Below are 25,969 nucleotides of genomic sequence, written 5' to 3'. Positions count from 1 at the left end.
TGTCACCAGCCGAACCCACCACCGGCGGAACCACTTAGGACTCGTTATGTCGCGCCTTGCTTCTCTCACGCCCACCACCGCTGTCGGTGCATCGAAAGACCTTCTCGCCGAACTCGTCAACCGTCACGGACAGGTCGGTGACATGGTCGCGGCGATGGCTCATTCGCCCGCTGTGCTGGGCGGCTATCTGCAACTCAGCCGAGCAATGAAGCGAGCGAAACTGAGCCGCAAGATCACCGAGCGAATCTCTATCGCTGTGCAGGTCCAGCAAGGTTGCGCTGTTTGCCTCGAAGCCCACGTGGCCGCCGCGCACGCCAACGGCGTCGAGGCGGACGAGATCGAGCGTGCCCGCGCGGGCACCTCGGCCGATCCCGCCATCGCGGCAATGATCGACCTCGGGCTTCGCGTCTATCGGGAGCCTGCCTCGATTTCAGACGAACACATCACGGGCCTTCGAGCGCACGGCTACGGTGATCGCGAGATCGCCGACGTAGTCGGAATCGTCGCCCTCAATGTCCTGACCGGAGCTTTCAATCTTGTCGCGGGAGTGAAACCAAATGAACCGGATCGCTAACTCCGCACCGGAACGGAACAGCCTGCGTCTGTTCTTGATTCGCGACTATCGCCTGCTCTTCAGCGCCCAGATCATCGCGCTGTTCGGCACCGGGTTGGCGACGGTTGCGCTGGGTCTACTCGCCTACGAACTCGCCGGACCGAGCGCCGGAGCCGTGCTGGCCACCGCGCTGACGATCAAGATGTCCCTGTACGTCGTGATCGCTCCACTCGCGGCGGCGTACGTAGACCGGTTGCCGAGACGGGCTTTCCTCGTTGTCCTCGACGCCATTCGCGCAGCGGTCGTGATCGCATTGCCCTTCGTCAGCGAGATCTGGCACATCTACGTGCTGGTGGGCGTTCTCCAAGCTGCGTCGGCAGCGTTCACTCCCACGTTCCAAGCGGTCATCCCTGACATCGTGACCGACGAGGCCGATTTCACCCGCGCGCTGTCGGCATCGCAGGTCGCTTACACGATGGAAAGTCTGCTCAGCCCTGTTCTTGCCGCAGTCGCTCTGTCCTTCATGACATTCAACCTGTTGTTCGTCGCCACCTCCGTGGGCTTTGCCGTCTCGGCACTGCTCGTGCTGGCCACCCGAATCCCCAACGCTCGCCGAAGTACTCACCGCAAGGCGTGGGATCGGATCGCGTCGGGGATGCGGATCTTCGTGACCACGCCGCGACTGCGCGGCATCATGGCACTCAATCTCGTGGTGGCAGCAGCCGGATCGATCGTGGTGGTCAACACCGTCAACTACGTCCGCGACGAGCTCGGTGGAACCCAATCCGACGTGGCGTGGATGCTTGCCGCGTCAGGCACCGGCACGTTGGTGACCGCGCTTCTTCTTCCACGCGTTCTCGACAGAACCGCTGAACGTACCGTGATGACAGCAGGTTCCGTTGTCCTGGTCGTCAGCGCCGGCGCGGCAGCAGCCCTCGCCGTGGCCGGTGTATTCACGTGGATGCTCACTGCCGCAGTGTGGGCGCTCGTCGGCGCCGGCATGGCCATGATCGTCACTCCGACCGGAAAAGTACTTCGGCGCTCCGTCGAACCCGCAGGCATACCGGAGGTGTTCGCAGCCCAGTTCTCCCTGTCGCACCTTGCCTGGCTTGTCACCTATCCGATCGCCGGATGGGTTGGTTCGAGCGCGGGATTTGCGGTCACCTGGAGCATCCTTGCAGCGCTTGCCGCAGTGGGAGCCGTTGCAGGATTTGCACTTTGGCCTCGGGAGACAGTTGCTGAATTGCCCGGACAGGCGACGTATGAAACCACGCGAGGCCAATGCACCTTGGCGGCAACCCAGTGCGCATGCGCTCGCACCGTCTGATGTCGACGGTCTGCCCGAACCTCGATTGGGCCTCAACGAAAGTGGTGGTGCAGCCATCGCCTGCACCACCACTTTTCGCTCAACTCACGTCGGCGTACTTCCTCGGATTTGCGTCGAATCGAGGACCACATCCCTTGCAGCAGAACCAGTACCGATTTCCTTCGAAGTCACGGAACAGGCCTTCCGCTTCGGCACGCGCCTTTTCGATCACACTGCCGGGCATGACCCGACATTCGACGAGTTCACTACTGCCAGCGTTGAGTAGGTCTTTCCCACCGGTCGGCATCGCCGAACCGACAGCGCCGACATCGCCTTTGGCGTCAGACTTCGGGGTGTTGCCACAGCCACAACTGCTCATTGGGATTCCTGTTCTTTTGCGGGACGGATGCGGCCCGCAAAGCGAGCCCGATACAACCGCCAATATACCCCCTATAGGTATATTTGACTGAGCCTAAGGGTGCGTTCAGTTGACACATCGCCGTATAAACCATTGCGGGAGAGAGAATAATGCGTCACCAGTCTCGGATCACCTGCAGCATCACGACACAGTCAATCCTATACCTACTGGGGGTATAGGGTAGGTCTGGCATCAACCAGCCATGTCCGCGAGGTCGTCGACGAAGAGGAGCAATGAAGAACTGGAAAGCAATCGGCAGCAGCCGATTCGCCGTAGTTGGAGCTTTGCTGTTGGTCGGCATGCTCTGGGGAAGCTCGTTCCCCCTGGTTGCTGTGGCAGCACCAACTCTCGGCGCCGTCGGCACTACGCACGGCCGCTTCATTGTTGCAGCGTTGGTTCTCGCGCTGATAACTGCTTCCAGCAGATCGACCTGGCGCGCGGTCGGTCATCGGTTTCCTGCATTCCTACTGCTGGCTGCCCTCAACGTCGCTGGGCCCCTGACACTTGTCGCAACTGCGATCGTCGGCCTCAACTCGTCGACGGCGTCGATCCTGAATGCCACGACTCCGATGTTCACCGTATTCGTCGCCGCTTTCTGGCTTCGACAAAAGATCACCTGGCGAAAACTCTCGGGGGTCGCGATCGGCATCGTCGGCGTCTCGGTGCTTGTCGGCGGAATTCCGTCAGCGATCGACAGTCGCGCAATGCTGGCCATTGGCGCATCTTTGACCGCGGCGCTGCTGTACGCAGTCGGAGGTGTCTACGCACGAAAGTCGTTCCAGGACACTCCACCCCTGCCGCTGGCCCTCGGCCAACAACTTGCCGCGGTCGCCCTCTTGGTGCCGGTGTCCGCCGTCGCTCCCCCTCCGGGGCCCATAACCGTCGGCCCACTCATCGCCGTGGTAGCCCTGGGGCTGGGGGCTACCGCCGGTGGCTACCTGGTCTACTTCTGGATAATTCGTCAGGCGGGTCCAGTCGCGGCATCGGCCGTCACTCTTCTCGTTCCGATTTCGGCATCAGCCATCGGAGTGCTGTGGTTGAACGAGCCTGTTACCTTCGCGCTCGTTGGCGGTCTTGTCATCATTCTTGCCGGAGTCGGCTTGCTCCTGGATCTTCCGCCGACGCGAGATCCATCCCGCAGGGTTGCCCCGGGGCGGGCGGCTAGCGCGGACAAACGGCCGGTCAGCGGCAGATCGGAGCAGTCCAAAGTCCGACCAGCGCATCGACGAGATCGGTCGTGAAGTCCTCCCATGACGTGACCGCGTCCGGCCCCTCTTCGGCAAGCGTGCGCTCACGTTCGGCGAACATGTGCACGATCGCATTGCGTCCGATGTCCGCGCGGGCGCGTCGAACACTCATCGGCATGTCGGCCAGACAGTCAGAGAGTCCCCGAAGCGTCTCCTGCAGGGTGGGCGAGGCCAGTACCTCGTCGTAGACGATTTTCCGCAGGACCGGGTCGGTGAGAATCTGCGCGCTGAACCGCGCATACCAGGTCGGGCCACCCATTTCGGCGTAGTGATCGGTCGACGCCCGAACCAGACACGAAATCCAGTCACGAACATTTGTGGACCCTTCGATCTCACGCAGCAGTTCGCCACGGTTCTTCTCGACCTGCTGGGAATGCTTGTTCACGATCGCGCGGACCAGATCGGTCTTGGTTCCGAAGTGATATCCGACGGCAGCATTGTTGCCCTGACCTGCCGCCTCGCTCACCTGACGGTTCGAAACCGCGAAGACTCCATGTTCTGCGAACAACTGCTCGGCGACGGCGAGAATGCGGTCTCGGGTTGCAGCAGAGCGCGCGGAATTTGCGGCGCCGCCGACATCGGCCGACGCGTCCTCAGTCCTCGTAGTCATGGACACCATCATCCTCGACCATCCGAAGCTGCTCGGCACCGGAGATATTCGTCACGATCGGAGACACAGCCTTCCGTTAAGTCAGTCAATTGATTTAACTTTAGTTCAAGCAACTGACTTAAACCATTATTCGTTCTTCCTCCGATGGAGTTACCGCAATGTCGTCAACCACTTCACCACCACCGACAACGCCGCCACAGACAACGAAGTCGCCAGCCACCACCGCAGTGGTGGCTGTTCTGGCGTTTTCCGGCATCGTCGTCTCGCTCATGCAGACGCTGGTGATCCCGATCATCCCGCATCTGCCCGAGTACCTGAACGCGCCGGCGTCCGATACCGCGTGGGCTGTGACCGCCACGCTGCTCGCAGCTGCCGTCGCCGTCCCGACCATGGGCCGCTTGGGCGACATGTTCGGCAAACGGCGTCTACTCCTGATCAGCATGGCGCTGTTGGTCACCGGTTCGGTGGTCGGAGCACTCAGTTCGAGCGTTATCCCCCTCGTTGCCGGCCGAATCCTGCAGGGCCTTGCTGCCGGCGTCATTCCGCTGGGCATCAGTGTGATGCGCGACGTGCTTCCGCCCAAGAAGCTCGCCGGCGCTGTTGCGATGATGAGCGCTTCACTGGGAGTCGGTGGCGCTCTAGGTCTTCCGATCGCGGCTTTGATCGCCGAGTACGCCGACTGGCACGTCCTGTTCTGGGCGTCAGCCGTGCTCGGCGCTCTTGCGGCCGTTCTTGTTGTCGTCCTGGTCCCCGAATCGACGGTTCGCACAGGTGGCACGTTCGACTTCGGTGGGGCAATCTCGCTCTCAGCCGCCCTCATCGCTCTACTACTGGCCATTTCCAAGGGTGGCGACTGGGGTTGGACGAGCACGCTCACGCTTTCCCTGTTCGGCGCCGCGATCCTGATATTCGGATTCTGGGCTTGGTGGGAACTACGCACCCCCAAGCCGCTGGTGGATCTACGCGTATCCATCCGCCGCCAGGTGCTCTTCACCAACCTCGCATCGATCGTGTTCGGATTCGCGATGTTCGCCGCCAGCATGGTCTTTCCCCAGGTAGTCCAGTTGCCTGAAGTCACTGGTTACGGCCTAGGCGGTTCGATGCTCACCGCAGGTCTGGTCATGGCTCCCTCCGGCATCATCATGATGCTGATCTCTCCGCTGTCCTCACGCATCACCAATTCGCACGGCCCCAAGGTGACGCTCATGCTCGGCGCCGTTGTCGTCGCAATCGGTTACGGCATCGGCATTTTCGCCATGCACTCGATTTGGGAACTGATCGTGATCGCAGTGATCATCGGCGCCGGTACCGGTATGGCTTACGGCGCGATGCCCGCTCTCATCATGGGGGCTGTTCCTCCGTCCGAGACCGGTGCAGCCAACAGCTTCAACACCCTGATGCGCTCCCTCGGTACATCATTCGCCAGCGCCATCGCGGGTGTCGTCATCGCCCAGATGACCATGTCCATCGGTGGGGCAACGCTGCCGTCGGAGAACGCTTTCCGCGTCGTCATGGCCCTCGCTGCGGGATCCGCCGTCGTCGCACTCGTCCTGGCCGGTTTCCTCCCTCGGTTCAACAGCTCCAACTCCCGCAAGGAGATTGGTAGCCAGCACACCGATACGTCCCCGACCTCCTCGAAGGAATCCGTTCCGACACACTGAGCCAGCGCGCAATACACACTGCGCTGTACACACAGCCCGGCCCCGGCGGAGTCCAACTCCGTCGGGGCCGACGCGTTTCACACATTTTGCTGTTGATACACCTGCGGACGACAGTTTCGTGACATGCTCCGTTGAGATGGGTGCTCGTTCGATACTCGGGGAAAGGATGCCGCGATCGCCGCTCCTCGTGCTGACGTAGCCCTTGCTGTCGCCGCCGCTGCCGTCCTGGGCATAGGCGTCGGTGTCCTTCTTGCCGATGTCGTCGCCGGGCTGGCTGCAGGTGCGGGTGCTGCGGTGGTATTTCGGTTTGCTCTTCGGATGATCAATACCCGAAAGTGAGCGTTTGCCGAGGGTCCTACTTCAGGACACGGATCGCCGAGCCCGGAAGGATTCCGCTCGATGGCGGATAGATCGACGTTGCCCCGTTGAAGAACATGTGAGCGGGAGTCGTGGATACCGGCAGCAGGTCGACGTCCTTGAACAATGCCCGCTCACTTTCCTCCCAGACCTTGCAGGACTCGTCACCGGGAAGAAGCGAAGCCTCAGTGGACAATTCGATGTACTTCTTGTTGTCGAGGGAAGCGAAGTTCACTCCTTCAGGCTTCGGTGGGCCGGTGAAGTACTTCGCAAAGATACTCGGCGTATCGCTCCCCAGCGTCAAACCGATGGAAACGTCCCACGACGACAGGTCGGTGGTGCTGAATGTGTTGGCGATGACAAAACTGTAGTCACCACCGGTCAGTTTCACCTTCGCGCCCAGTCCTTCCCACTGGGTTGCCACGTATTCCGCGGCGGCAGAGTTCGTATCGCGTGAGTTGTTGAAAATTACGTTGAGGGCAAGCGGTCGCCCGTCCTTCGTCAGGACGCCGTCGGCCCCCGCCTTCCAACCTGCGTCGGACAAGGTCTTCTTGGCTGCGTCGACGTCGAACTCGGGAATCGTTCCTTCAACACTGTTGTAGTCGCAGGCAAGGGGTTCCGAAACCGCGAGGGCACGTGCGCGGGTTCCTTTACCACCGGTGGTGATCTCGGTGTAGTCGTCCAGGTCTACTGCCTGCACGAGCGCCTGCCGCACAGCACGGTCCGCCGTGGGTAGAGACGCGAAATGATTGAAGATGAACTCACCGGACAACGTGGTGTAAGTCTTCGAATCCAGACCCGCGGCCAAGACTCGTTCCTCGTCCGAACCGGTCACCGCTGCGGCATTCACTCCGCCGGTGAGAACAAGATTCGCCGTCGTACTGGGATCGGTGACAATCTTGATCGTCACTGTCTTCGGCACCCCGAGAGTGTCTGAAGTGGTCTCGCCGTTCGGACTCCAGGTGTAACCGTCGCGGCGTTCCATCGTGATGTGATCGTTCGGAACAACTTCGGTGACCTTGAACAGACCCGTTCCGTTGCTACTCGAACGGATGCTGGCCGGGTCTTCGAGCGTCGCAGCGCACGGAAGCCGCAACGCGCCGACTCGAGAGAGCAGGAAGGGCGCTGGCTCGGCGGTAGTCACCGTCAGTTCGTCACCGTCCGCTGAGGCCGAAGTCGACATCGGCACAGTGGATCCGCGTAGCGGTGAAGCGTTTTCAGGATCCATGACCCAGTTGATGTCATCGGCCGCGGTCTGTGCGGTGAAGGAAGTGCCGTCGGCACAAGTGATGCCCTTCTTGAGCACGAACTTCAGCGTGTTCCCTTCTTCACTCCAGCTCTCCGCCAGATAGGGACGCACAGTGCGTGTTTGCGCGTCGATGTCGATCAACGAATCGTACGAGTACGCGTTCACGATCTGAGTCGACGTGAGGTTGGTGATCAGAGGGTGCAGATTTCCGGGATCGGCGTTGATGACAGTCGTGAAACTGCCGTCCTTTGCATACTCACCGACCGAACCTTCGGGACTGGATGCGCCGCCACACCCGGCCAGGGTGAAAACGCCAACGCTGATAACTGCTGTCGCGGAGACAGAACGGGCTTTCATACGAGCCGCCATCTACTAGGAGTTGCCATGGCGACAATCGTGCGGGACTGACGTGGTCTGTATCTCGTTGGAGTTCCCCATACAGTCGGCCGTACTCTGTTCGATTGTCACTATCGACCGGGCAAGCGCAGACGCTAAGTACGACGCTGCCGTTGACGGTGATTCGCGACGTTGATTCGGTTGCCGCACAACGCCGGCATGCAGTAGCGGCGTCGCCCTCCCCGGCTTGTATCGACGAACACCCCGTTGCACGTCGGCGACGCGCATGGGCGGAATCGTTCGTACCCCAATGTGCGCAGAGTCCCCAGCAACGAGTAGCCGATCAACAGCGCAAGTTCGCCGGTGAGATTGATTCTGCTGTCCGGTACCGCATTCCATCGATAGTCGGACCGGGCATCAGGCACGAGTCGGACGTGATGCGGGACGGTCTGCAGGAGTCGATGAGTGCGATCAACGAGCTCATCAGAAGTCGGAGCATCGAGAATCGAACGAATCCCCTCTCTGAGTTCCTTGACCTCAGCAAGTTCACCGCTGGTAAGTCGACGTCCGTTGGTGAGCGCATCCGGCGAGAGTCCATGTTCGTCCAGTAGATCGTGAAGCGCCTGAGGGGCAGCCAACGCGTCACCTGCCTCCACCCACACGCGGGGCGAGGTATTGACCAAGTCGGTCGCAAACGACGCACCGGCGACGTAATCGTCTAAAACTACTTGCATCCCTTACCGTCCTGCCCTACCGTAATTGAATAACCTAACTTTACACCTTACGGAGGCGGCGGGATGGAACATTGCGCAGACCACAGGCTGCCCGAGATACTCCGAGACACTCACCACCGATTGCGCCGCGCCGGCACCGTGGCATCGCAGACACCCGTCGTCGCTGCCGATCTCTACTGGTCGATCGGCGCGCTCGCCCAGTGCCTGACCGCGATGGACGAGGTCATTTCACAACTTGGAATCAATGCCCGAAAGCAGTTGCGCGCTGGAAAGTTCGACGTCCAGAGCGGACCGTTCGAAGGAGAGCCCGACGCCGCCCTACTCACCGCAGTTCTTGCGCTCGCCCGAGCATCGAGTAGTTGCGAACCGGTTCAGGCGGCAATCGGCAACGCTCAGATCGCGGTGAGCGATCTCGTCGTCGCGAGGACTACCAGCGCCTGACACTCAGGCGGGCCACCCGCCCCAATAGAGACTGTATGGTTGGTTTTCGGCATCCGCCGAGAGCGTCGAACAGCAGGGACCGGGTTTTCACTGTGAGTACAGGGACATCAACGATCTACGAGGACAGGACCGTCCGGATCGACGATCAGGGCGTCACGATCCGCCACTACTACTTTCCGTTTGTCAGCAAGTTCGTCCCGTACTCGCAGATCGAATCCGTCGACCTCGGAGTCATGTCATGGCTGAGCGGACGCCTACGAATCTGGGGAACAACAGATTTCAGCTCGTGGTACAGCCTGGATCTTTCACGCCCGTGGAAGGAGACCGCGGTGGTACTCACTCTCGCCGGCCACGGATCGCCTTCGTTCAGCCCCAAGGACGCCGATCGCGTCGAGACCGAAATCCGCAGTCGCATCGGATCACACGCCGCGAACTGACTAGCGGAACTCGGATTCGACGGTGACGATCTCACTCCAGTCGGTTCGATCGAACAACCGCGCCAGCGCAGTGAACAGAACTTCCGGGTCGACGACGCTCTCGGGTGAGTGCACACCGATCCGATCCGAAATCGTTCCGTCGGCGAGCCGGGACACCACCTGAGCAAGGCCGAGCGCCAAGGGGATTCCGGTTGCACCGGCCATGTCCGACAGCAACTCCGACACCGGTGAATCGTCTGCAATCCGGGCCACGACGCGCATCGCTCTTCCGTCGAACATTCCTGTCGCCGAGGCGAAGAACAACGGCAGGGATCCGTGGCCGGCGCGCGTGAGCATTCGAGGCGCAGCACGGATCATCCGTCCGAGCGAAGGCTTGCCCAATTCTTCGGCGGCCGAGTCGAGATCGATTCTCCCCTTGTCGATGTCGGCGCGGAGAACGTCGAGAAACGCCACGGTTTCCGGTGTGATGACCATCAGATTTGCCGAATGCCCCGCAGGATTGATGGTCCGATGAAACATCACCGGCTCCGGATGCCCGACCACGTAAGCGTTCCCCCGACGTCCGCCGGGCAGTTCGAGTGCGATGGAACGCAACGGTTCTTCGTTGACGATTCGCCCCGCACGAACCACCGGAACCTGGCCGCTGATCTGTTGCATCCAGTGAACGGCGGCTGCACTCAATGTGTCCACCGACTCGTCCTCGCCCTCGACATCAACCGGCCAGGCTGTATACAGATCGTCGACCACGTCCAATCGCGAGACTCCCATCGCGGCCAGGAGGTTACTCATCCCGGGACTTGCGCCCATGCCGACTACCGCACAGATTCCGGCTCCCCTCGCGGCACAGTCCAATTCCAGCATGTCGACGGCCGGCTCCCAGTCGTCGCAGATGTCGAGATAGTGAGTCCCGGTCTCGATCGCTGCCTGGAGAATGCCGACGCCGAAACGGAAGAACGGTCCGACCGTATTGACGACCACGTCTGCGCCGTCAAGCAATTCACGTAGCGTGCGACCGTCCGTGACGTCGATGCTGCGCGCCTCGACTTCCGCTGACGCCTGCGCCAGTTCAACTGAAAGACGCTTCGCAGCATCGATATCGCGATCCGCGACTACTACCTTGCCGATTCCCGGCAATGTTGCGGCCAGACGAACTGCTGCCGAGCCCATGGCACCGGCACCACCCAGTGCGACAACCGTGATTCCGTCAGCCATGAATTCCCTCCAAAAATGCAGTCTGATCCGCTAGATAGCCGGGAGCGAAGATCGAACGGGGAGCAAGGACGGCCACCAGAGCGGACCTCACTTCCGAGTCTTCGAGATCCTTGTCCACGATCGAATGCGTAGCGTCGGGGTACTTCTTGACCACCAATTGCCCTGGAGTGTCCAACAATTCGCGATACACCCTTTCGGTATCAGCCACGTCGACGTTGACGTCTTGTCCGCCGATGATCAAGAGCACCGGAACCTTCACGGTTTCGAGATCGGCTCGCGCATCCGAGAGGTAGTTCTTTCGGATGAAGTTCCACCGGTCTTCGGTGAGACCGTCGGCCTCGCCGGAGGCCACGAGATCGTCGAACGATGCATCACGGGCCAACTGATCCAAGTTCTTCGCACGATCGACCCGCGCTTTCTCGAACTCGTCGGCCGACGCATTTCTCTCGGAAAGTTCGGCTAGGGTATTGAATTCGCCTTGTTGGAGCCAGTTGATCGCGGGACCCACGGCAATGACGAACGCTACGTCCGGGTCGAGGTTCACCACCTTGGGCATCACCCACCCTGCCTGGCTTGCACCCCACAGACCGATCCGAGACGGATCGATATCCGAACGTCCCCGCGCCCACTCGATTGCCGCTTCCGTTTCTGCCGCGCGATCGTCCATGCTCTGGTCGAGCCAATTGCCCGGTGCCCCATTCACCCCCGGCTTGTCCCAGGAGAGTGACGCGTACCCCGCCTTTGCGAACGCCTCCCACACCGGTCGATAGAACGTCTCATGTGTTGCATCGACCGGGCCGTCTCCGTGGACGAAAACCACGAGCCCGAAGGGACCGTCACCGTGTTCGGGCAGTGCAAGGACTCCCTGGAGCGGCACCGATCCCCCGGTGATCGTCACTTTTTCCTCACGGATGTCATAGGTGTTCTGGTACAGCGTCCAGCCCACCAGAGTCGCGATCAGAACAACGACCACCGCCAGGGAAGTAACCATCCACCTGCGTAAACGAGGCTTACTCTTGCCCTCGCTCATCGATTCCGCTGCCATCTTCCCGCCCTAACGTACGAATTTGAAACGATCGTATTGCATTCGATAGTACAGTTGTGGGCGAAGGTGTCGAGAAGCGAGGAAAGGACATGGCGATGACCGACAGGGACGTCGATGTACCCACGAGGATCTTGATCGAGGGACTACTGCGCACGGACGGAACTGTCGACGGGCACACCCTCTATGCCACCGCCGACGCCCTCGGCAAAACTGATCAACAGGTTCGGCTGTGCATCAAGCGGTTGGTCACCGAGGGGAAGTTCACTCAGGAAGGTCGCGGGCGGCAGGCCACGCTACGAGCAACGCCGAAAGCCCTGCGCGAGATGGAACCCGACGTCGAATTCGTTCGGCTGGCCTATCGACAAGACCGCGACACTGTGACGCCGTGGGACGGGTATTGGCACCTGGCCGGATTCGCAATTCCGGAGTCGTCACGGAAAGCGCGAGATGCGCTGCGCACCAGGGTCGTTTACCTCGGCGGCGCGCTCGTCCAGGGCGGTCTGTACGTCTCGCCGCACGCCTGGGAACCGTATATTCGCGATGCGGCCGCCGAACTCGACGTCGAACAGCACCTGTCTTCTCTCACCACTCGAGATCTGAAAGTGGGCACTCTCGAAGACCCCGTGAAGATTGCCGCGCAGTTGTGGCCACTGGACCAGATCGCTGACGGATACGAACGGCTACTCGACGTAGCGACCGCACGCCTGCACAAACTGCAGAACAGTCCGGGTACCGATGCTGTCACGATGACCATCGAACTCGCGGCGGAATTCACGCGAGCCATGGAACCGGATCCGCTGTTGCCGCCGGAACTACTGCCCACCAACTGGATCGGCACGAGGGCTCGGTCGATCACTGCGCAGTGCTGGACGCTTCTGGCACAGGTGGACGGTGCCGACGAATTACCGTCGCTGTTCCACCTGTACGCAGATGCAATCGGTGACGATCAGGACGCAAGCGTGCGATGACGGGGCGGCAGTCCGAAACGCCCGAGAACCTCGTCGACTGCGGTGGACGGTGTGACAAGTCCGCGATCCTGAAGCCACGGAATGGTGCTGTCCACCAGATGCTCGAGCGTGCGAGGCAATGCGAGAGGCAGCAACGTAACGCCGTCGGCGACCTCCGCAGCTCGGATATCGGCGATCAAACTGCCGAGACCGGAAGGCGTTCCGACGTAATGAAGCGAAACGGGAACCCGCGGCGAGGTCAACGCGCTGTCCAACTGCGCAAGCTCCTTACGAGCGGAGCGAGCCTCCGGCGCGATCAGAATCTCGAGATCGACCAGCACTGCGACGCTGTCGGGATCGCGTCCTTCTTCAGCGACGGCAGCGCGTATCCGTGCGCGTTCGAGCTGTGCCTCACGCAGATCCGCAGCGCGAATCCGAACCACATTGGTAGGGAATGAAGCCAAATCGAGAGCCTTTTCACCCTCGGTGAGGTCCACCCAGTAGTCGCCGCCGATGATGGGCAGGTTGCCGGGTGCGCCCTCAGCGGCCGGATGGTGACCGGATCCGGTCAACTCGACCGCTACGTGCAGAGAATGCGAAGCGAGTGAAGACATGTGAGACCTCCGAAAATCAGAAAAGTATGGGATGAGCGAGACGAATCGTCAGCTCGAACACATTCCTGAAGAGGTGCGGCACAGATCGACATGGCGACGGCACCACTGACCGAGAGTGATGCTCACTCTCGAAGGGGTGGCGGGAAAATCCGCTGGTGCCATGGCTGCCATGCTAGTTGTCCGTTCGAGTTTTCGGGGACCGAGCTCAGCTCAGACGCACTCGGCTGCGCCGGCATTGTCGTCTGCGGCTCCGAGGAAGGGGCGGGTCTCGGGCACAGGGTTCCACGCACCTGCCGTCTTCGCGTACTTCCAATCACGCTGATTCGAAACCAGGATGTTCACGGCGTCGACCAACCGCGTCACGTCGTCCGAGCTGCTACCGAGGCCGAGGCTGGCGCGAACTGCACCGCCGGAGAGGCCGAGGCGCGCGAGAACCGGATGTGCGCAGAAGCGACCGTCGCGAACTCCGATGCCGTGCTCGGCGGAGAGGAATGCGGCGATCTCGCCCGCTTCGAATCCGTCGACGGTGAAGGTGACGATTCCGACGGCGTCGGGAGCGTCGTTCCACAGTCGCACGAGTGAGACGCCCTCGATGGCGGACAAGCCGTCAGTGAGCTGGGCGGTGAGCGCCTTCTCATGCTCGGCGATCACGTCGAAGTCCAGGGCGTGCAGGGTTTCGCAGGCGGTCGCGATGGCTGCCGCACCGAGCACGTTGGGGGAACCCGCCTCGTGGCGTGCGGGCGCGCAAGCCCACTCGGTGGATTCGATGGTCACCTCACGCACGGCGCCGCCGCCGGCGAGGTACGGCTGAGCTTCGTCGAGCCAGTCACGGCGGCCGACGAGAACGCCGGCGCCGAAGGGCGCGTACAGCTTGTGGCCCGAGAACGCTACGTAGTCGACGCCGCATTCCTGCAGGTCGATGCGACGGTGGGGAGCCAACTGAGCAGCGTCGACGAGGATACGTGCGCCGCAACGGTGAGCGATGTCAGCCAAACGTGCAATCGGCAGGATCTCACCGGTCACGTTGGAGGCCCCGGTGATTGCGAGCAGCGCGGCAGGCTTGGTGCACAGTTCACCGATCAGACGCTCGATCGTTTCTTCGATGGTGTCTGCGGCGGTGACGATACGAGCGTCGTTCCACGGCAACAGGTTTGCGTGATGCTCGACGTCGAGGACGACGGTGCTGCCGGGGACGCACTGCGCAAGCAGGTTCAGCGAATCGGTGGTGTTCCGGGTGAAGACGACAACCTGATCGTCGGCACAGTTCACGAAACGAGCAACGGATTCACGAGCGTTCTCGTAGGTGAGCGTGGAGATCCGGGACGCGTAGCCGGCACCGCGGTGGACGCTGGCGTACGTGGGCAACAATTCGGCGATACGGTCGGTGACCTGGGCCAATGCCGGCGCGCTGGCCGCGTAGTCGAAGTTGGCGTAGGAGCATTCGCCGCCCTGAACCAATGGAACCTGCAGGTCGGCACCCGAAACCTTGGCAATCGCGGTGGTGCAGCAGGTGTCGGCACTCAATACAGCAGTCATCGAAGACAATCCTCACGTTCAAGGACTCGTTCGTCGGGAGATGGCCCCGGAAGAGTCCGCGCTTGCCGCATTCGTTTTCGAACGCAGCCGGGTCGTCACCCGGAGCACCCCACCGCGGAGGAGGGTTGCCGACCAGCAAGCCGGGGCTGAACACTGGTACTCGTGACCTGGCAACGAGGATGGCAGGAACCTCCCGCGCTTGTCAAGACGAAGCTGCGAAGACCGTCGTCACGGCGCGATCGTCCGGCAGGCGAGGTGGAGCGCAAGCCTGGTTTCCGGATCGGCCAGATCGACCGAGAGAAGGCGCTGAATTCTATCGATCCGACTCGATACGGTGTTGCGGTGCAAGCCCATTCGGGTTGCGGTGTGAGCCAGAGACGATTCTTCGTCGAGGTACGTCGACAGAGTCTCGAGCAACTCTCCATTGGAATCGCGTAGCGGTGCGAGCAATGCCGCGGCCGCAGGCTGGAAGGTGTCGGTTCGCGTCCACGCCAGCAGCAACTGCGCCAGCCCGAGGCGGTCCACGTGCAGGAATCGACCTGTTTGAGATCGGGAACCGGCGAGCCGAGCGGCATCCCCGGCCTCCGACAGGGACGAACCGATTCCAGCCGGACCGTCGTGTGCGCGTCCCACACCTACCCAGGTCTCCATCGTGGGTTCCAACCTGGCCTGAGCTGCACGGATGCACTCGGCGATCCTGGTGATCGCCTCCGGTCGCGGCTCGCCTGGCAGAGTCGTCCACGCCGCCCAGCCGTCAGCCTGTTCCACGACATTGGCGTCGATTCCCTCGGCGGCGAGAGCATCTGCAACCTCGCTGCGTCTTGCCACCAGGTCGACCTCACCGACCGCCAGGACTTTGATGCCGATGTGCCATCCGTCCAGCATCCAACCCGCGTCGAGTGCGCGCCGGAGCAGTCCGGGTGTGGCGTCTGCTGACGTGTCGATCAGTTCACCGAGCAACGCGCTACGCCGGCGCGCTTCACGCTCGTCGACCATGCGCGCAACGGCCAGTCGGTGCCCGGCAGCCAACGAGGCCACGTCGAGAACCACTGAGAGAGAAGCCTCTTCGACGCTTTGACGCACCGGGAGTAGCACCGCCAGCCAGGGCTCTCGGGCTGCGCCGGACATCACCGGGCACGCAATCAGGACCCCGCCGGAGTCCAATTCGACCGTGGTGGGCGCCCCGCGACCCGACAACATACCGGCGGCTGCTCGATCAGTGTCTGACAACAGGTCGGCGCCGGTCATCGGACGTCCGGACGAGTCCAGGAGAAAGAATGAACGCTGAAAAGTGTTCAGTAGCACCGACAGAAGATTCTCGACGCTTCCTCCGGCTCGTTGGCCCGCGTGTGTCGCCCGCAGTACTGCGTCGGCCATCACCGCCCGCGAATTCGAGAGAAGATCGCGAAGATCCACGCTGAACTGCCACGGGTCGGATACTCCGAGCACCACCAGTCCGAGCCGATCGGCAAGCAACGAGAGATTCGCATCCTCCGCCGCAGTGCTGTGCACAGCGACCACCTGGCAGCCGGTCGCCGCTGTGCGCCGAAGGAGAGCGTCGAATCTCCACTCCCCGATGTCGATTCGATCGAGAATCACCAGAACTGATCCTGAACTCGCCGCATCCGACACGGCCTCGGCCGACTGTGCCGATTCCCCGGTGAGTGCTCCCACTGTCGTCACGACGGGATCACCCTCCCCGGCCAGTCGATACAGCCCGACAAAGGCCGGGTTGTTCAGCAACGCCGAAACACTCGCGCTCATCGCGCCTCCATCAGCACTGCGTCGTGGTCGATCCCGAATGCCCGCGGGCCGACAACTTTCAATCTGCCCACTTCTTCCGCCCACCACTGTGGACCGGGAAGAACCAACACGGCCACATCGTGCCCCTGGTGCACGGATTCACACGAGACGAAGGCGCCGGTCCGCACGTCGAGCAACGTCACGATGTCCGGGCACGTTGCAATCATCTCGCCGTCCAACGCGACGGTCAGGAACTCACTCTCGAATTCGACTCGTATCACCGCAGAATCGTGTTCGAGAATCACGCTGCCCCGACGATCGCCGGTGTCCGGACGACTACGACGGACCGCACGCACCCGGCCAGTCCCCATTACCCGGGCCCCGGAGCTTTCCGCGATCTCCTGCCAACTGCCCAGTACCCCGATGTGCTGACCCAGTTCGTATGCTCGGGAGAGAGTTCCCGGAATGCACGCCTCCTGCACCGTCCGCGCATCGATCGACGCGATCGCCAGAGCGCCCCAACCGCTGGTTCTCCCGATCAACGACCGCACTGCTACCTCGGCGCCCAGCACATCCACTCCGTCGACGACGGTAATGAGGCCGCCGGGCTGGGCGAGTGTGACCGGGCACAATTCCAACCCGGCTGCGGCGAGAGAGAAGTGATCGAGCCGCGGCATCGCTCGACCCAACAGGTCCGCGTCGACCACGGGAATTCCCAACGCCAACGCCGCCGCAATGCCGGAGAGAGCGTTGAGTCCACCGCCTTCGAAAGTCATCACCGCGGTTGGACGCTTCCCGGTCCAGCGCGTCAAAGCTGCTGCAGTATCTGCAAACTCACGCCCGGAGGGCAATTGCTCCTCCAAGGCCAGGGCCGATCCGACGATTCCCACCGGCATCACCAATGCCTCCTCCGGCAACTGGTCCGGCGCGATGACCTCCACCGAAGTAGACGTCATCAGTGGACGCAGCAATTCCACGAACAAGCGTGGATCGCCGCCCCCGCCGCAGCCCAGGACCACCGCCCCCGCTGCGATCGCGTCGAGGTCGGCCTCCCGGACCGCGTGCAGCCTGCTCACGGCTCGCTATTCTGCCAGTACAGGTTGCTCGAGTGTCTCCACCGGCAGGAACGGGCGATCGAGCCCGAAGCTAGCCGGGCCGAAGACCGCCAGTGCCTCCGGGGTTCTCATGATGGGTGGGGTCGCGATCCCGATGACCGCAACGCGCTGCCCGTACCGCAAGCCCTCGGTGGTGATGGGTTCGGCGGTATCGGCCTCGACGATGCAGATCAGGTCTGGCACGATCGCCACCATCACTCCGGATTGGACGGCGATCAGATTTTCGTTCTGGAACTGAACTTCCAGCTCTTCGTCTCCGACGCCGGCGATACGCACCGAACCGCGAGCGAACCCCTCATCGGTTCGCCTGTCGACATCGATCACCTTGCCGTGAAAGAGAACTCGCCCGTATCCGTAGAGCGTGTCGGCGAGACTGTCGACAAGCGCCTGCACCGGGTCCACCCGCTGCTCACGTGAAAGTCTGATGGACCGGCCGATGGTCATGGCCAACGACAGAGTCCGTGGGATCGCCGTCCGCTTCACATCTGCACCCGTCATCGAGTACTGCGCGATGTGCGCCATCCCACCGAACCTCGACGTCACCCCGCGGGCGAGGCCCTCCAATCTGCTGTTGTCACTTCCGGTGTCGAAGATCGCCACCTCGTCGTGCTCGTTCGCCATGGCGAGCGGACTCGCCGAAATCCCGTACACCGAGAAGGTTTCCATCTCGAGCTGAGGAAAGGCTCGCCCCATCCCGTCGGCGTCGACAACCGGCAGGCCGCGCCGTGCGGCCACCAGCAACGGAATCATCGAATTGATTCCGCCGCACTCCATCGGCATCGTGGCATCTGCAGTTCGACCCGTGTGCTTCTCCAACGTGATCAGCGCCAGCTCGGGTTCGGTTCCGCGCGGCATCTTTTCGACCACGACGGTCGGGGCACCCATCTGCGCGACGGGAATCACCCACGCGTCGTCGTCAAGCTCCTCCGGATCGAGAATTGTGATTTCACCGGCCTCTCCGAGCGCCTGCGTGACCAACATCTTGCCGACGAACGGATCTCCCCCGCCGCCGGTGCCCAACAAGGCTGCGCCCCTGGCGAGGTCGTCGAGATCCGCCGTTCGTAGTGTCCAACTCATCGTGAGCCCTCCTGACCGGTGGAGACCAAACCACTGTGCAGTGCCAAGTCACCGACTGCCTTCACTCGAATACGTGTTGCGTTGCCCGGCAGATACGGAATGGGGACTTCGTCGAACTCCACGATCTGCACCGACTCGGGCCGTGCGCCTGCGGCGACTGCCCGATCGATCGCCTCCTGGCGAGCATCGTCGGCAAAAACCTGCCGGTGCCCGTCCCGCACCGCTTCGACTCGATCTACCTCACCACTGACCTGCGCGATCGCAGCGCCGATCGCATTGGCAACATCGAAGCGCACAGGACGAATCACCGTTCCCAGGCCCGGGAGTTCACGCTCCAGCAGTACCGATCCCCCGCCAACCGCCACAACGGGAAGTGGATCCGACGTGGTCCGCATCTGTTCCACGGCGTCGGCGACTCGGCGCGAGATCCGGTCGAGTGCCGTCGACACCAGGCCGCGGTCGAGGTGCGCCACCGCACTGCGATCTCCGACGTCGGCCAAGCCTGCCGCGACGGCTATGTCGGTGGCCGTCAACGTGTCACCGCCGAATACGAGTGCCCGTGAACCCAATTCGTATCCCACAGATTCGGGTCCGACTGTGAGTCCGTCTGCTTCCACCAGCGAACCACCACCGATACCGATCGAGAAGACGTCCGGCATACGGAAATTGGTCCGTACCCCGGCGACCGTCACCTCCGTGGTGGCTTCTCGCGGGAAACCGTTGGTCAATACGCCCACGTCGGTAGTGGTACCTCCGATGTCGATCACCGCACAGCTGGCCAGACCGGACAGCACAGCGGCGCCTCGCATGGAGTTGGTCGGTCCCGATGCGAAAGTCGCCACCGGATAACGCCTCGCGTACTCGATGTCCATCAAGGTTCCGTCGTTCTGGCTCAGGTACAGCGGCGCGACAATGCCGTGCTCGACCAAAGATCGGGCAAGACCGTCGACGATGTGATCGGCGAGCTCGCGCAGCGCAGCATTGATGATGGTCGCGTTCTCCCGCTGGAGTAGACCCACTCGACCGATCTCGTGCGAGAGCGAAATTGCGACGTCCGGGCCGAGTTCCTCACGCACGATCTCCGCGGCGGCCGCTTCGCATTCGAGATTGACCGGAGAGAACACCGAAGATATTGCGACCGAACGAGTACCGCTGCGAGCCATATCGGCGGCATGGCGGCGAATCTCGTCGGGGTCCAGCGGCGAAATACGACGACCGTCGAACTCGTGCCCACCGTGAGCGAGGTAGTGCCTTCCTTGCACAGCGGAGACCAGGTCTCGCGGCCACCCCACCATCGGAGGAAGCGCCGCGGTCGCCGGAAGCCCCAATCGCAGAGCCGCTGTCGGTGCAAGTCCGCGTTGCTCGATGAGAGCGTTGAGAAAGTGCGTCGTGCCGATCATCACTGCTTGAACAGCGCTGGGAGAGAACGAGTACTGCTGCTGCAGCGCCGTCAGAGCTCCGCCGATTCCGCCGGTGATGTCCTTGCTGGTCGAGTGTTTGACATGCCCGATGACGGTGGTCCCGTCCATCAGGACCGCGTCGGTGTTCGTACCACCGACGTCGATTCCGATTCGCATCGCGAACTCCCTTCTACAGTGTGTGCCGTGCTAGTGCGTGAGCGCAGATTTTCCCGAAGTCTCTTGCGGCGCTTCGGTGGCGGTGCGTCCGACTCCGCGAATCAGGCCGAGTCGACCCGCGACGACGTAGAGAACGAAGGCCGAGGCCACCGCGTTGATCGACGGCAGGCCGAAGGTGCTGTAATGACCGATCAGCGCCGAGACGATCCAGATCACCAGCGTGGCCGGTACCCAAGTGGGTGCCGAGTTCGGGAGGGTACCCGCAGCTCGACTCTCCTCCAGATCCTTGCGCCATGTCTTGACGATGAAGTATTCCGCCACCATGATCCCGGCGATCGGCGGGAATCCGACGCCCAACAGGATCAGGAAGTCGGTGAACGAGTTCAGGATTCCGGCAGCCGCGAGGACCGAACCGGTGATGCCGACAACTGCTGTGACAACTGCGCGATTGATCCGTCGACCGAACACGACGTCGATGAAGTTCACGACGCCGAGCCCCGAGCTGTACAGGTTCCAGTCGTTGATCTTGAAGGTGCCGAGAACGATGATCAGAACGCCGACCCAACCGACCGACGAGAGAATGATCGTGGCAATGTCGGAACTGCGAACGGCATGGGCAAGGAGAACACCGGTCAGCCCGATCACGTATTCGCCCAACGTTATTCCGACGAGCGTCTGCTTCACGACATCGCCTGCCGTGCGGTTGAAGCGCGTCATGTCAGGTGTGATCACTGCTCCGGCAATGAAACCGCCTGCGACGATGGTAGTTCCGGCGAGGAAGCTGAGCTCCGGCCCGGCTGGAGCAGATGCCATCAGATCTGACAGCGAGTGATTACGCAGTTCGGCGATGACGGCCCAACCGACCAGGATCAGGAACAGCGGAACGGTGATGTTGGCGATCAGTTGCATGGATCCGAACCCGCGAAGGACTATCGCGGTGATCAGGAGACCGAAGGCCAAAGCCCACGCCCACTGCGGCAGAAACGGCATGATTCCGTGCAAACCTGATGCAGAGACAGCAGATTGAATGCCGAACCAACCGATCAGGCTGACCCCGATCACCAAACCGATCACCGCGGAACCTGCGTGCCCGAATCCACACCAGCGTGCGACCACCGATGTGTTGAGCCCTTCACGAACCCCGATGATGCCGATGAAAATACAGACGACCTCGAGAATCACCGCCCCGACTGTCAATGCCCAGAAGGCATTCCAGAACGTCATACCGTAGCCGAGCGTCGCACCGAGCAAGAACTGTGCGAGTGCCGATACCTGACCGAATCGCTGTACTGCCACCGAGAACCACGAATATCGTGCTTCGTCGGGAACGCGGGTGAGCGCGTAGTCGTCACCGTCGGGCACTTCACCGCCGGCGGCGGTCGCTGACGTGTTTTTCATGACGGACTCCTCGAATAGTTGGAAGTGTTCTCGGAGAAGACGGTACGAATGTGGCAGGGGTCACGCCTATGGGCGAATTGGCGTTTCTTCGTGTTACGACAATGCATTTCGCACAGTCGTCATTTCACACAGTCGCCAAATGGCACGGGTCTAACGCAACGCGTACCCGCCGTCGGGGTACAGCGTGGAACCCGTTGTGTACGTGTTGGTGAAGAGATAGAACACCGCTTGTGCAATCTCGTCTTCGTTCCCGACGCGGCCGAGCACGTTGTTCTCGGCACTCCAGGTGAACGCGGCCTCCCGAACCTCCGCCGGGCGCTGAGCCCACAGATGCCCGTCGATGGTTCCGGGAGCGACAGTGTTGACGCGGATCGGCGACAGTTCGACCGCCAGCCCCCGCCCGAGCCCCTCGATTGCCGCGTTGGCTGCAACGTATGCCGCGGCAGCTGCGGGTGGCCGCACACTGGCAGCGCCGGACATGAGGACCACCGATGCGGTGGGTGTCAGCTTGTCGAGCGCAGCGTGCACGACGCGGTACTGCCCCCAGAACTTGGAGGTGAACGGCGACGCCGCTTCCTCGACGCTCTGTTCACGGAACGAGCCGACCTGGTAATCGGCAGCCGTGGTGAAGAGAGCATCGACGCTGGGGATGTTGGTGAAGAACTCTTTCACCGAGTCGTCGTCGGAGGTGTCGACGGTGAACCAGTGCGCAGCCTCACCCAGCTGCGCGGCCGCTGCTTCGAGCTTGGATGCGGTTCGGCCACCGAGAACTACCTGCGCGCCGGCGTCGACGGCAAGCTGCGCCACTCGCAGCCCGATGCCTGTTCCGCCGCCGATCAGTACGACGGTCTTGCCTGAGAGAGGAGAAGGTGTCGTTGTCATGCAGCGACTGTAGGGCTCACCGAATTGTCCCGACATGTGCAGAACGCACAGATTTCACTACGGAACAGTGCTAAGTATCGAGACTTAGCTGGTAGAGGACACCGCCCCCGGGGATCTCGCTTGACGACGTTTGCTGCGTCGAAACTGCCTTCACATGTACTCCTCCTTCGAGTTCGCTTGTAACAAAACAACTCCCACGACCGAAAATGTCGGTGAACCACAACAGCGAAGGGAAGTAACGACTATGGGATCAGCAGACGTCATGGCCTGGCTCGCCGAGGGTTACCTCGCCGGCGATCCGATTCGCTATCCGCTCTACGTCGGATCGATGTTCCTCGCGATGCCGTTCCAACTGATCGGCGTAATTCTGGGTCACCCCTTCTGAATCGTCACATCAGGCCAGGGCGGTCGACGTAGAACTGCCAGGGTTGCGATCACCGCGGCCGCCAGCCCGATGAACTCCCCCATCAAAGCCGCCCTGGTGTGATCGACGGCCGGTGACCACGACGGCTCACCCTCGTGGATCGAGAACACTCCCACTGGCACCGGTATCGGGTCGCCCCGCCACCGCCGGTGTAGACGCGAAACCGTGATGATCGTCGATCCGTCGCTGGTCTGGTGCGGTTCTCCGAAGATCATCGAGGTCCCGGAATCCGCCCGAAGTCGCTCCACCGCATCACGAATCTCCATGATCTCCATCGTCGCACCGAAACAGCAGCCCTGTGCGAGTATCGGTCGATGGCAGAGTGGTGGAATCCGAGCAGGCGCGTCGAGCGATGGTGGCAGACGATCGTGCTGGTTTGGCTACTCGTTTTCTTCGGCCCAAGCACCATCGACAAGGTCATCACAGAACCCACAGCTTGGAATTGGACATTCCTCGCAATCTGGCTTTTCGCGACGGTCGGGTCTGCTTACTACGCAGTCCAAGCCTGGCGAAACAGGAACAAACCTCAGTCGGTGTGGTGGGAAGGGACAACTGCCCCCACCGAAATCCCTGCCGACGACGTCCGTAGCGCACTCGCGTCGACTGACGACCGCATTCCGGCAATCAAGGCACTACGCGAACTGCATCCGGGCTTGGGCCTGAGGGATGCGATGGATCTGATCGACGCTCAGCGGGGCGAACAGGGCCCGCATCACTGATAGTTGCGACCATCACAATCACAGTTAGGTATCGACACCTGACCGCCACGATCGGGCAAGCACGCCAGGAGTTAACCACCTGACAGACAGGCTGTTTCGCCGAGTTTGACAAATGGGGTCAATCGGTGAGCGTCGACTCGACCGATTCAACTCACCGTACCAATCGAATTCGCCGTTCAGCATTCCGCTCATGACCCAATGCCACTATTACCCAACGATTTACAACCGGAACTACGGCATCCAGTGAGAACTTTCGCGACAGTGCAGCATCTTTCGTCCAGTTGAGTTGACCGAAACTTGACGTTACGTTGAATTTCAAAGCAATAGCCCGGTCTTGGCCTGCGATGGTGTGAGCGAAACGCCCACCTACGCGTGACACGTGGCCGCCCTGATGGGCGCTGTGAATGCCTGAACGTTCGAGGAGTGGAATGACTGCGGTCAAAACTGCGTGGCGTGAACTACGGAAACCCGTGTTCATCCCCGCGTCGATAGTGATCTTTGCCCTGATCGCCTTTGCCGTGATCTACGCGGGAACCGCCGCGGATGCTTTCGAAACACTCAACAACGTGATCAGCGACGGCGTCGGCTGGTGGTACATCCTCTCGGCTACCGGTTTCGTGATCTTTGCGCTGTACTGCGGAATCAGCCGCATCGGCAACATCCGATTGGGGCGCGACGACGAGCAACCCGAGTTCGGCATGCTCTCGTGGTTCGCGATGCTCTTCAGCGCCGGGATGGGCATCGGCCTCGTGTTCTACGGAGTGGCAGAACCCCTTTCGCACTATGTGAACCCTCCCGTCGCCGGGCAGATCGCGGGATCCACGGACGCCGCAGCCAATCAAGCGATGGAACTGACGCTGTTCCACTGGGGCCTTCATGCATGGGCGATCTACGTCGTCGTCGGCCTTGGTCTGGCGTACATGACCTACCGCAAGGGTCGTCCGCTCTCGATCCGTTGGTTGCTCGAGCCGCTCCTCGGACGGGCTCGCATCGAAGGAAAGATCGGCCACGCCATCGACGTCGTCGCCATCGTCGGCACGCTGTTCGGTGTCGCGACGTCGCTGGGCTTCGGTGTCCAGCAGATCTCGGCCGGCCTCGACTACCTCGGCTGGGTGGAGACCGACAACTGGTTGGTCATCACCATCATCGTCATCGTGACGGGCATGGCCACCTTCTCGGTCGTCTCCGGCGTCACCAAGGGCCTCAAGTGGCTCTCCAACATCAACATGATGCTCGCTGCCGCGCTGGCCCTGTTCGTCCTGATTCTGGGACCGACGCTGTTCCTCATGCAGTCGTGGGTGCAGAACCTCGGCGGATACGTCCAGGCCTTGCCCGAACTGATGCTGCGCACGTCCCCGTTCGCCGAAGACGGCTGGCAGGGCGCATGGACCATCTTCTACTGGGGTTGGTGGATGAGCTGGGCACCGTTCGTCGGCATGTTCATCGCGCGCATCTCACGCGGCCGCACCATCCGCGAATTCGTCTTCGGTGTGCTGCTGGCCCCGACGCTGGTTGGTTCGTTGTGGTTCACGATCTTCGGTAACTCCGGCATTCTGCGTCAGCGCAACGAAGGCACGATGCTCGACGCATCCGGCGCAGTGGACACCAACACGTCGCTGTTCACGCTTCTCGACGGACTTCCGCTCGGAACGATTTCGAGTGTTCTCGCGATCGTCGTGATCGTCTTCTTCTTCGTCACGTCCGCGGATTCCGGCTCGATCGTCATCGACATCCTCGCGACCGGTGGCAGCTTGGAGACCTCCAAGATCACGCGTGTCTACTGGACGTTCCTCTCCGGTGCCGCGGCCGCAGTTCTCCTCATCGTGGGTGGCAGTGGATCGCTCACGGCGCTGCAAACCGTTGCCATCGCCACGGCGGTACCGTTCTCGGTCATCATGGTGCTGGCATGTCTGTCGATGCTGAAGGCGTTCCGATACGAGGTCGCTTCGGCACCGCGCTACCTGCGGGTTTCTACAAATACCTCGGCATCAACCGACGTTCCGCAACCCACCGAAAAGCGGCTCCGCGATCTGAAGATCTCGTCGACCTTCGCCGGGCTCACTCCGTCACAAAGCGGGATCATGACGGATCCCTCCGACGCCCACATGCTCGTCGCGGTCCACGAAGTTCCCGCCCATGCGGTCAACATCGACCCGGATACCGGCGCCGTCGACTTCTCCGAGGAATCGAAGGTCGTCGATCCGCTGGGCGGAGAGGTGTTCGACACACCCGAGTTCGCCGACTCGGCAGAAGGCCACGCGCAAGCTGCCAGTACGGACTGACCGGCACGTTCGGCATGTTGCATTAGGCATATCTGTTCACCAACTCGCA

At 61.8% G+C, this 25,969-nt stretch carries 25 protein-coding genes and 1 riboswitch; of the genes, 10 read left to right on the top strand and 15 right to left on the bottom strand.

The window, feature by feature from the left end; all coding sequences use genetic code 11:
• Window positions 1-46: 46 nt before the first annotated feature.
• A complete protein-coding gene (locus P3G66_RS09150; protein WP_020906029.1) occupies window positions 47-574 on the top strand; it encodes a carboxymuconolactone decarboxylase family protein in 528 nt (175 codons plus the stop codon).
• On the top strand, window positions 558-1,880 hold the full coding sequence (locus P3G66_RS09145; RefSeq protein ID WP_176742012.1) for an MFS transporter: 1,323 nt from the start codon (window positions 558-560) through the stop codon (window positions 1,878-1,880). The genes P3G66_RS09150 and P3G66_RS09145 overlap by 17 nt, the downstream gene beginning before the upstream one ends.
• 79 nt (window positions 1,881-1,959) lie before the next feature.
• Here P3G66_RS09145 and P3G66_RS09140 read toward each other — a convergent pair whose 3' ends face one another.
• Window positions 1,960-2,238, bottom strand: coding sequence for a YHS domain-containing protein (locus P3G66_RS09140; protein WP_042922741.1), 279 nt, complete (start codon window positions 2,236-2,238; stop codon window positions 1,960-1,962).
• Between the two features lie 272 nt (window positions 2,239-2,510).
• Here P3G66_RS09140 and P3G66_RS09135 point away from each other — a divergent pair, with 272 nt between their 5' ends.
• Window positions 2,511-3,518, top strand: a complete 1,008-nt coding sequence (locus P3G66_RS09135; RefSeq protein ID WP_276116417.1) for a DMT family transporter — start codon at window positions 2,511-2,513, stop codon at window positions 3,516-3,518.
• On the opposite strand, the gene P3G66_RS09130 is transcribed toward P3G66_RS09135, so the two are convergent.
• Window positions 3,460-4,134, bottom strand: a complete 675-nt coding sequence (locus tag P3G66_RS09130) for a TetR/AcrR family transcriptional regulator (protein WP_276116416.1) — start codon at window positions 4,132-4,134, stop codon at window positions 3,460-3,462. The genes P3G66_RS09135 and P3G66_RS09130 overlap by 59 nt on opposite strands.
• Before the next feature lie 158 nt (window positions 4,135-4,292).
• On the opposite strand from P3G66_RS09130, the gene P3G66_RS09125 reads away from it, so the two are divergent.
• Window positions 4,293-5,795, top strand: a complete 1,503-nt coding sequence (locus tag P3G66_RS09125; protein WP_058227979.1) for an MFS transporter — start codon at window positions 4,293-4,295, stop codon at window positions 5,793-5,795.
• Window positions 5,796-6,150: 355 nt separating this feature from the next.
• On the opposite strand, the gene P3G66_RS09120 is transcribed toward P3G66_RS09125, so the two are convergent.
• Both P3G66_RS09120 and P3G66_RS09115 read right to left on the bottom strand, forming a co-directional pair.
• A complete protein-coding gene (locus P3G66_RS09120) occupies window positions 6,151-7,758 on the bottom strand; it encodes an ABC transporter substrate-binding protein (protein WP_221741667.1) in 1,608 nt (535 codons plus the stop codon).
• Between the two features lie 134 nt (window positions 7,759-7,892).
• A complete protein-coding gene (locus P3G66_RS09115) occupies window positions 7,893-8,471 on the bottom strand; it encodes a CGNR zinc finger domain-containing protein (protein WP_042450527.1) in 579 nt (192 codons plus the stop codon).
• A 63-nt stretch (window positions 8,472-8,534) separates the two neighbouring features.
• Here P3G66_RS09115 and P3G66_RS09110 point away from each other — a divergent pair, with 63 nt between their 5' ends.
• Together P3G66_RS09110 and P3G66_RS09105 are read left to right on the top strand one after the other, a co-directional pair.
• Entirely contained in the window at window positions 8,535-8,912 is a 378-nt protein-coding gene (locus P3G66_RS09110) for a hypothetical protein (RefSeq protein ID WP_064111455.1), read from the top strand.
• 92 nt (window positions 8,913-9,004) lie between these two features.
• Window positions 9,005-9,349, top strand: a complete 345-nt coding sequence (locus P3G66_RS09105) for a hypothetical protein (RefSeq protein ID WP_276116415.1) — start codon at window positions 9,005-9,007, stop codon at window positions 9,347-9,349.
• On the opposite strand, the gene P3G66_RS09100 is transcribed toward P3G66_RS09105, so the two are convergent.
• Window positions 9,350-10,561: a saccharopine dehydrogenase NADP-binding domain-containing protein gene (locus tag P3G66_RS09100; RefSeq protein WP_081557288.1), complete on the bottom strand. Its 1,212-nt coding sequence runs from the start codon at window positions 10,559-10,561 to the stop codon at window positions 9,350-9,352.
• Entirely contained in the window at window positions 10,554-11,552 is a 999-nt protein-coding gene (locus P3G66_RS09095; RefSeq protein ID WP_042450570.1) for an alpha/beta hydrolase, read from the bottom strand. Before P3G66_RS09095 ends, P3G66_RS09100 begins: the two co-directional genes overlap by 8 nt.
• A 143-nt stretch (window positions 11,553-11,695) precedes the next feature.
• On the opposite strand from P3G66_RS09095, the gene P3G66_RS09090 reads away from it, so the two are divergent.
• The gene (locus P3G66_RS09090; RefSeq protein ID WP_050655932.1) at window positions 11,696-12,574 is read left to right on the top strand and encodes a phage repressor protein; all 879 of its coding nucleotides are present in this window, start codon (window positions 11,696-11,698) and stop codon (window positions 12,572-12,574) included.
• Here P3G66_RS09090 and P3G66_RS09085 read toward each other — a convergent pair.
• From P3G66_RS09085 to P3G66_RS09050, 8 genes are all read right to left on the bottom strand, one after another.
• The gene (locus P3G66_RS09085; protein ID WP_050655923.1) at window positions 12,553-13,167 is read right to left on the bottom strand and encodes a hypothetical protein; all 615 of its coding nucleotides are present in this window, start codon (window positions 13,165-13,167) and stop codon (window positions 12,553-12,555) included. The genes P3G66_RS09090 and P3G66_RS09085 overlap by 22 nt on opposite strands.
• Before the next feature lie 210 nt (window positions 13,168-13,377).
• Window positions 13,378-14,703 carry an aminotransferase class V-fold PLP-dependent enzyme gene (locus P3G66_RS09080; RefSeq protein ID WP_003941108.1) on the bottom strand — a complete coding sequence of 442 codons (1,326 nt, stop codon included), beginning with the start codon at window positions 14,701-14,703 and terminating at the stop codon, window positions 13,378-13,380.
• A 53-nt stretch (window positions 14,704-14,756) separates the two neighbouring features.
• Window positions 14,757-14,871, bottom strand: a riboswitch (SAM riboswitch).
• Between the two features lie 60 nt (window positions 14,872-14,931).
• Window positions 14,932-16,467: a helix-turn-helix domain-containing protein gene (locus tag P3G66_RS09075; RefSeq protein ID WP_054187864.1), complete on the bottom strand. Its 1,536-nt coding sequence runs from the start codon at window positions 16,465-16,467 to the stop codon at window positions 14,932-14,934.
• Entirely contained in the window at window positions 16,464-17,522 is a 1,059-nt protein-coding gene (locus P3G66_RS09070; protein WP_081557285.1) for a DUF917 domain-containing protein, read from the bottom strand. The genes P3G66_RS09075 and P3G66_RS09070 overlap by 4 nt, the downstream gene beginning before the upstream one ends.
• A 6-nt stretch (window positions 17,523-17,528) precedes the next feature.
• The gene (locus P3G66_RS09065; protein WP_050655919.1) at window positions 17,529-18,638 is read right to left on the bottom strand and encodes a DUF917 domain-containing protein; all 1,110 of its coding nucleotides are present in this window, start codon (window positions 18,636-18,638) and stop codon (window positions 17,529-17,531) included.
• On the bottom strand, window positions 18,635-20,215 hold the full coding sequence (locus tag P3G66_RS09060; RefSeq protein ID WP_081557284.1) for a hydantoinase/oxoprolinase family protein: 1,581 nt from the start codon (window positions 20,213-20,215) through the stop codon (window positions 18,635-18,637). Before P3G66_RS09060 ends, P3G66_RS09065 begins: the two co-directional genes overlap by 4 nt.
• Window positions 20,216-20,245: 30 nt before the next feature.
• Window positions 20,246-21,613: a cytosine permease gene (locus P3G66_RS09055; protein ID WP_081557283.1), complete on the bottom strand. Its 1,368-nt coding sequence runs from the start codon at window positions 21,611-21,613 to the stop codon at window positions 20,246-20,248.
• Window positions 21,614-21,763: 150 nt separating this feature from the next.
• Complete coding sequence (locus P3G66_RS09050) at window positions 21,764-22,495, bottom strand: SDR family oxidoreductase (protein ID WP_054828021.1); 732 nt, start codon at window positions 22,493-22,495, stop codon at window positions 21,764-21,766.
• 244 nt (window positions 22,496-22,739) lie between these two features.
• On the opposite strand from P3G66_RS09050, the gene P3G66_RS09045 reads away from it, so the two are divergent.
• On the top strand, window positions 22,740-22,880 hold the full coding sequence (locus tag P3G66_RS09045; protein ID WP_003941170.1) for a hypothetical protein: 141 nt from the start codon (window positions 22,740-22,742) through the stop codon (window positions 22,878-22,880).
• Here P3G66_RS09045 and P3G66_RS09040 read toward each other — a convergent pair.
• Complete coding sequence (locus tag P3G66_RS09040; protein ID WP_058039289.1) at window positions 22,868-23,194, bottom strand: hypothetical protein; 327 nt, start codon at window positions 23,192-23,194, stop codon at window positions 22,868-22,870. The genes P3G66_RS09045 and P3G66_RS09040 overlap by 13 nt on opposite strands.
• 39 nt (window positions 23,195-23,233) lie before the next feature.
• Between P3G66_RS09040 and P3G66_RS09035 the strand changes: the two genes are divergently transcribed.
• Together P3G66_RS09035 and P3G66_RS09030 are read left to right on the top strand one after the other, a co-directional pair.
• Window positions 23,234-23,638, top strand: a complete 405-nt coding sequence (locus P3G66_RS09035) for a hypothetical protein (RefSeq protein ID WP_219469198.1) — start codon at window positions 23,234-23,236, stop codon at window positions 23,636-23,638.
• A 428-nt stretch (window positions 23,639-24,066) separates the two neighbouring features.
• Entirely contained in the window at window positions 24,067-25,920 is a 1,854-nt protein-coding gene (locus tag P3G66_RS09030) for a BCCT family transporter (RefSeq protein ID WP_060939649.1), read from the top strand.
• Window positions 25,921-25,969: the final 49 nt, after the last annotated feature.

It is taken from the genome of Rhodococcus sp. C3V, assembly GCF_029269915.1.
GTDB lineage: Bacteria > Actinomycetota > Actinomycetes > Mycobacteriales > Mycobacteriaceae > Rhodococcus_F > Rhodococcus_F qingshengii.
Note: the sequence above shows the minus strand (reverse complement) of the source record. Positions and strands in the feature narration are given on the sequence as shown.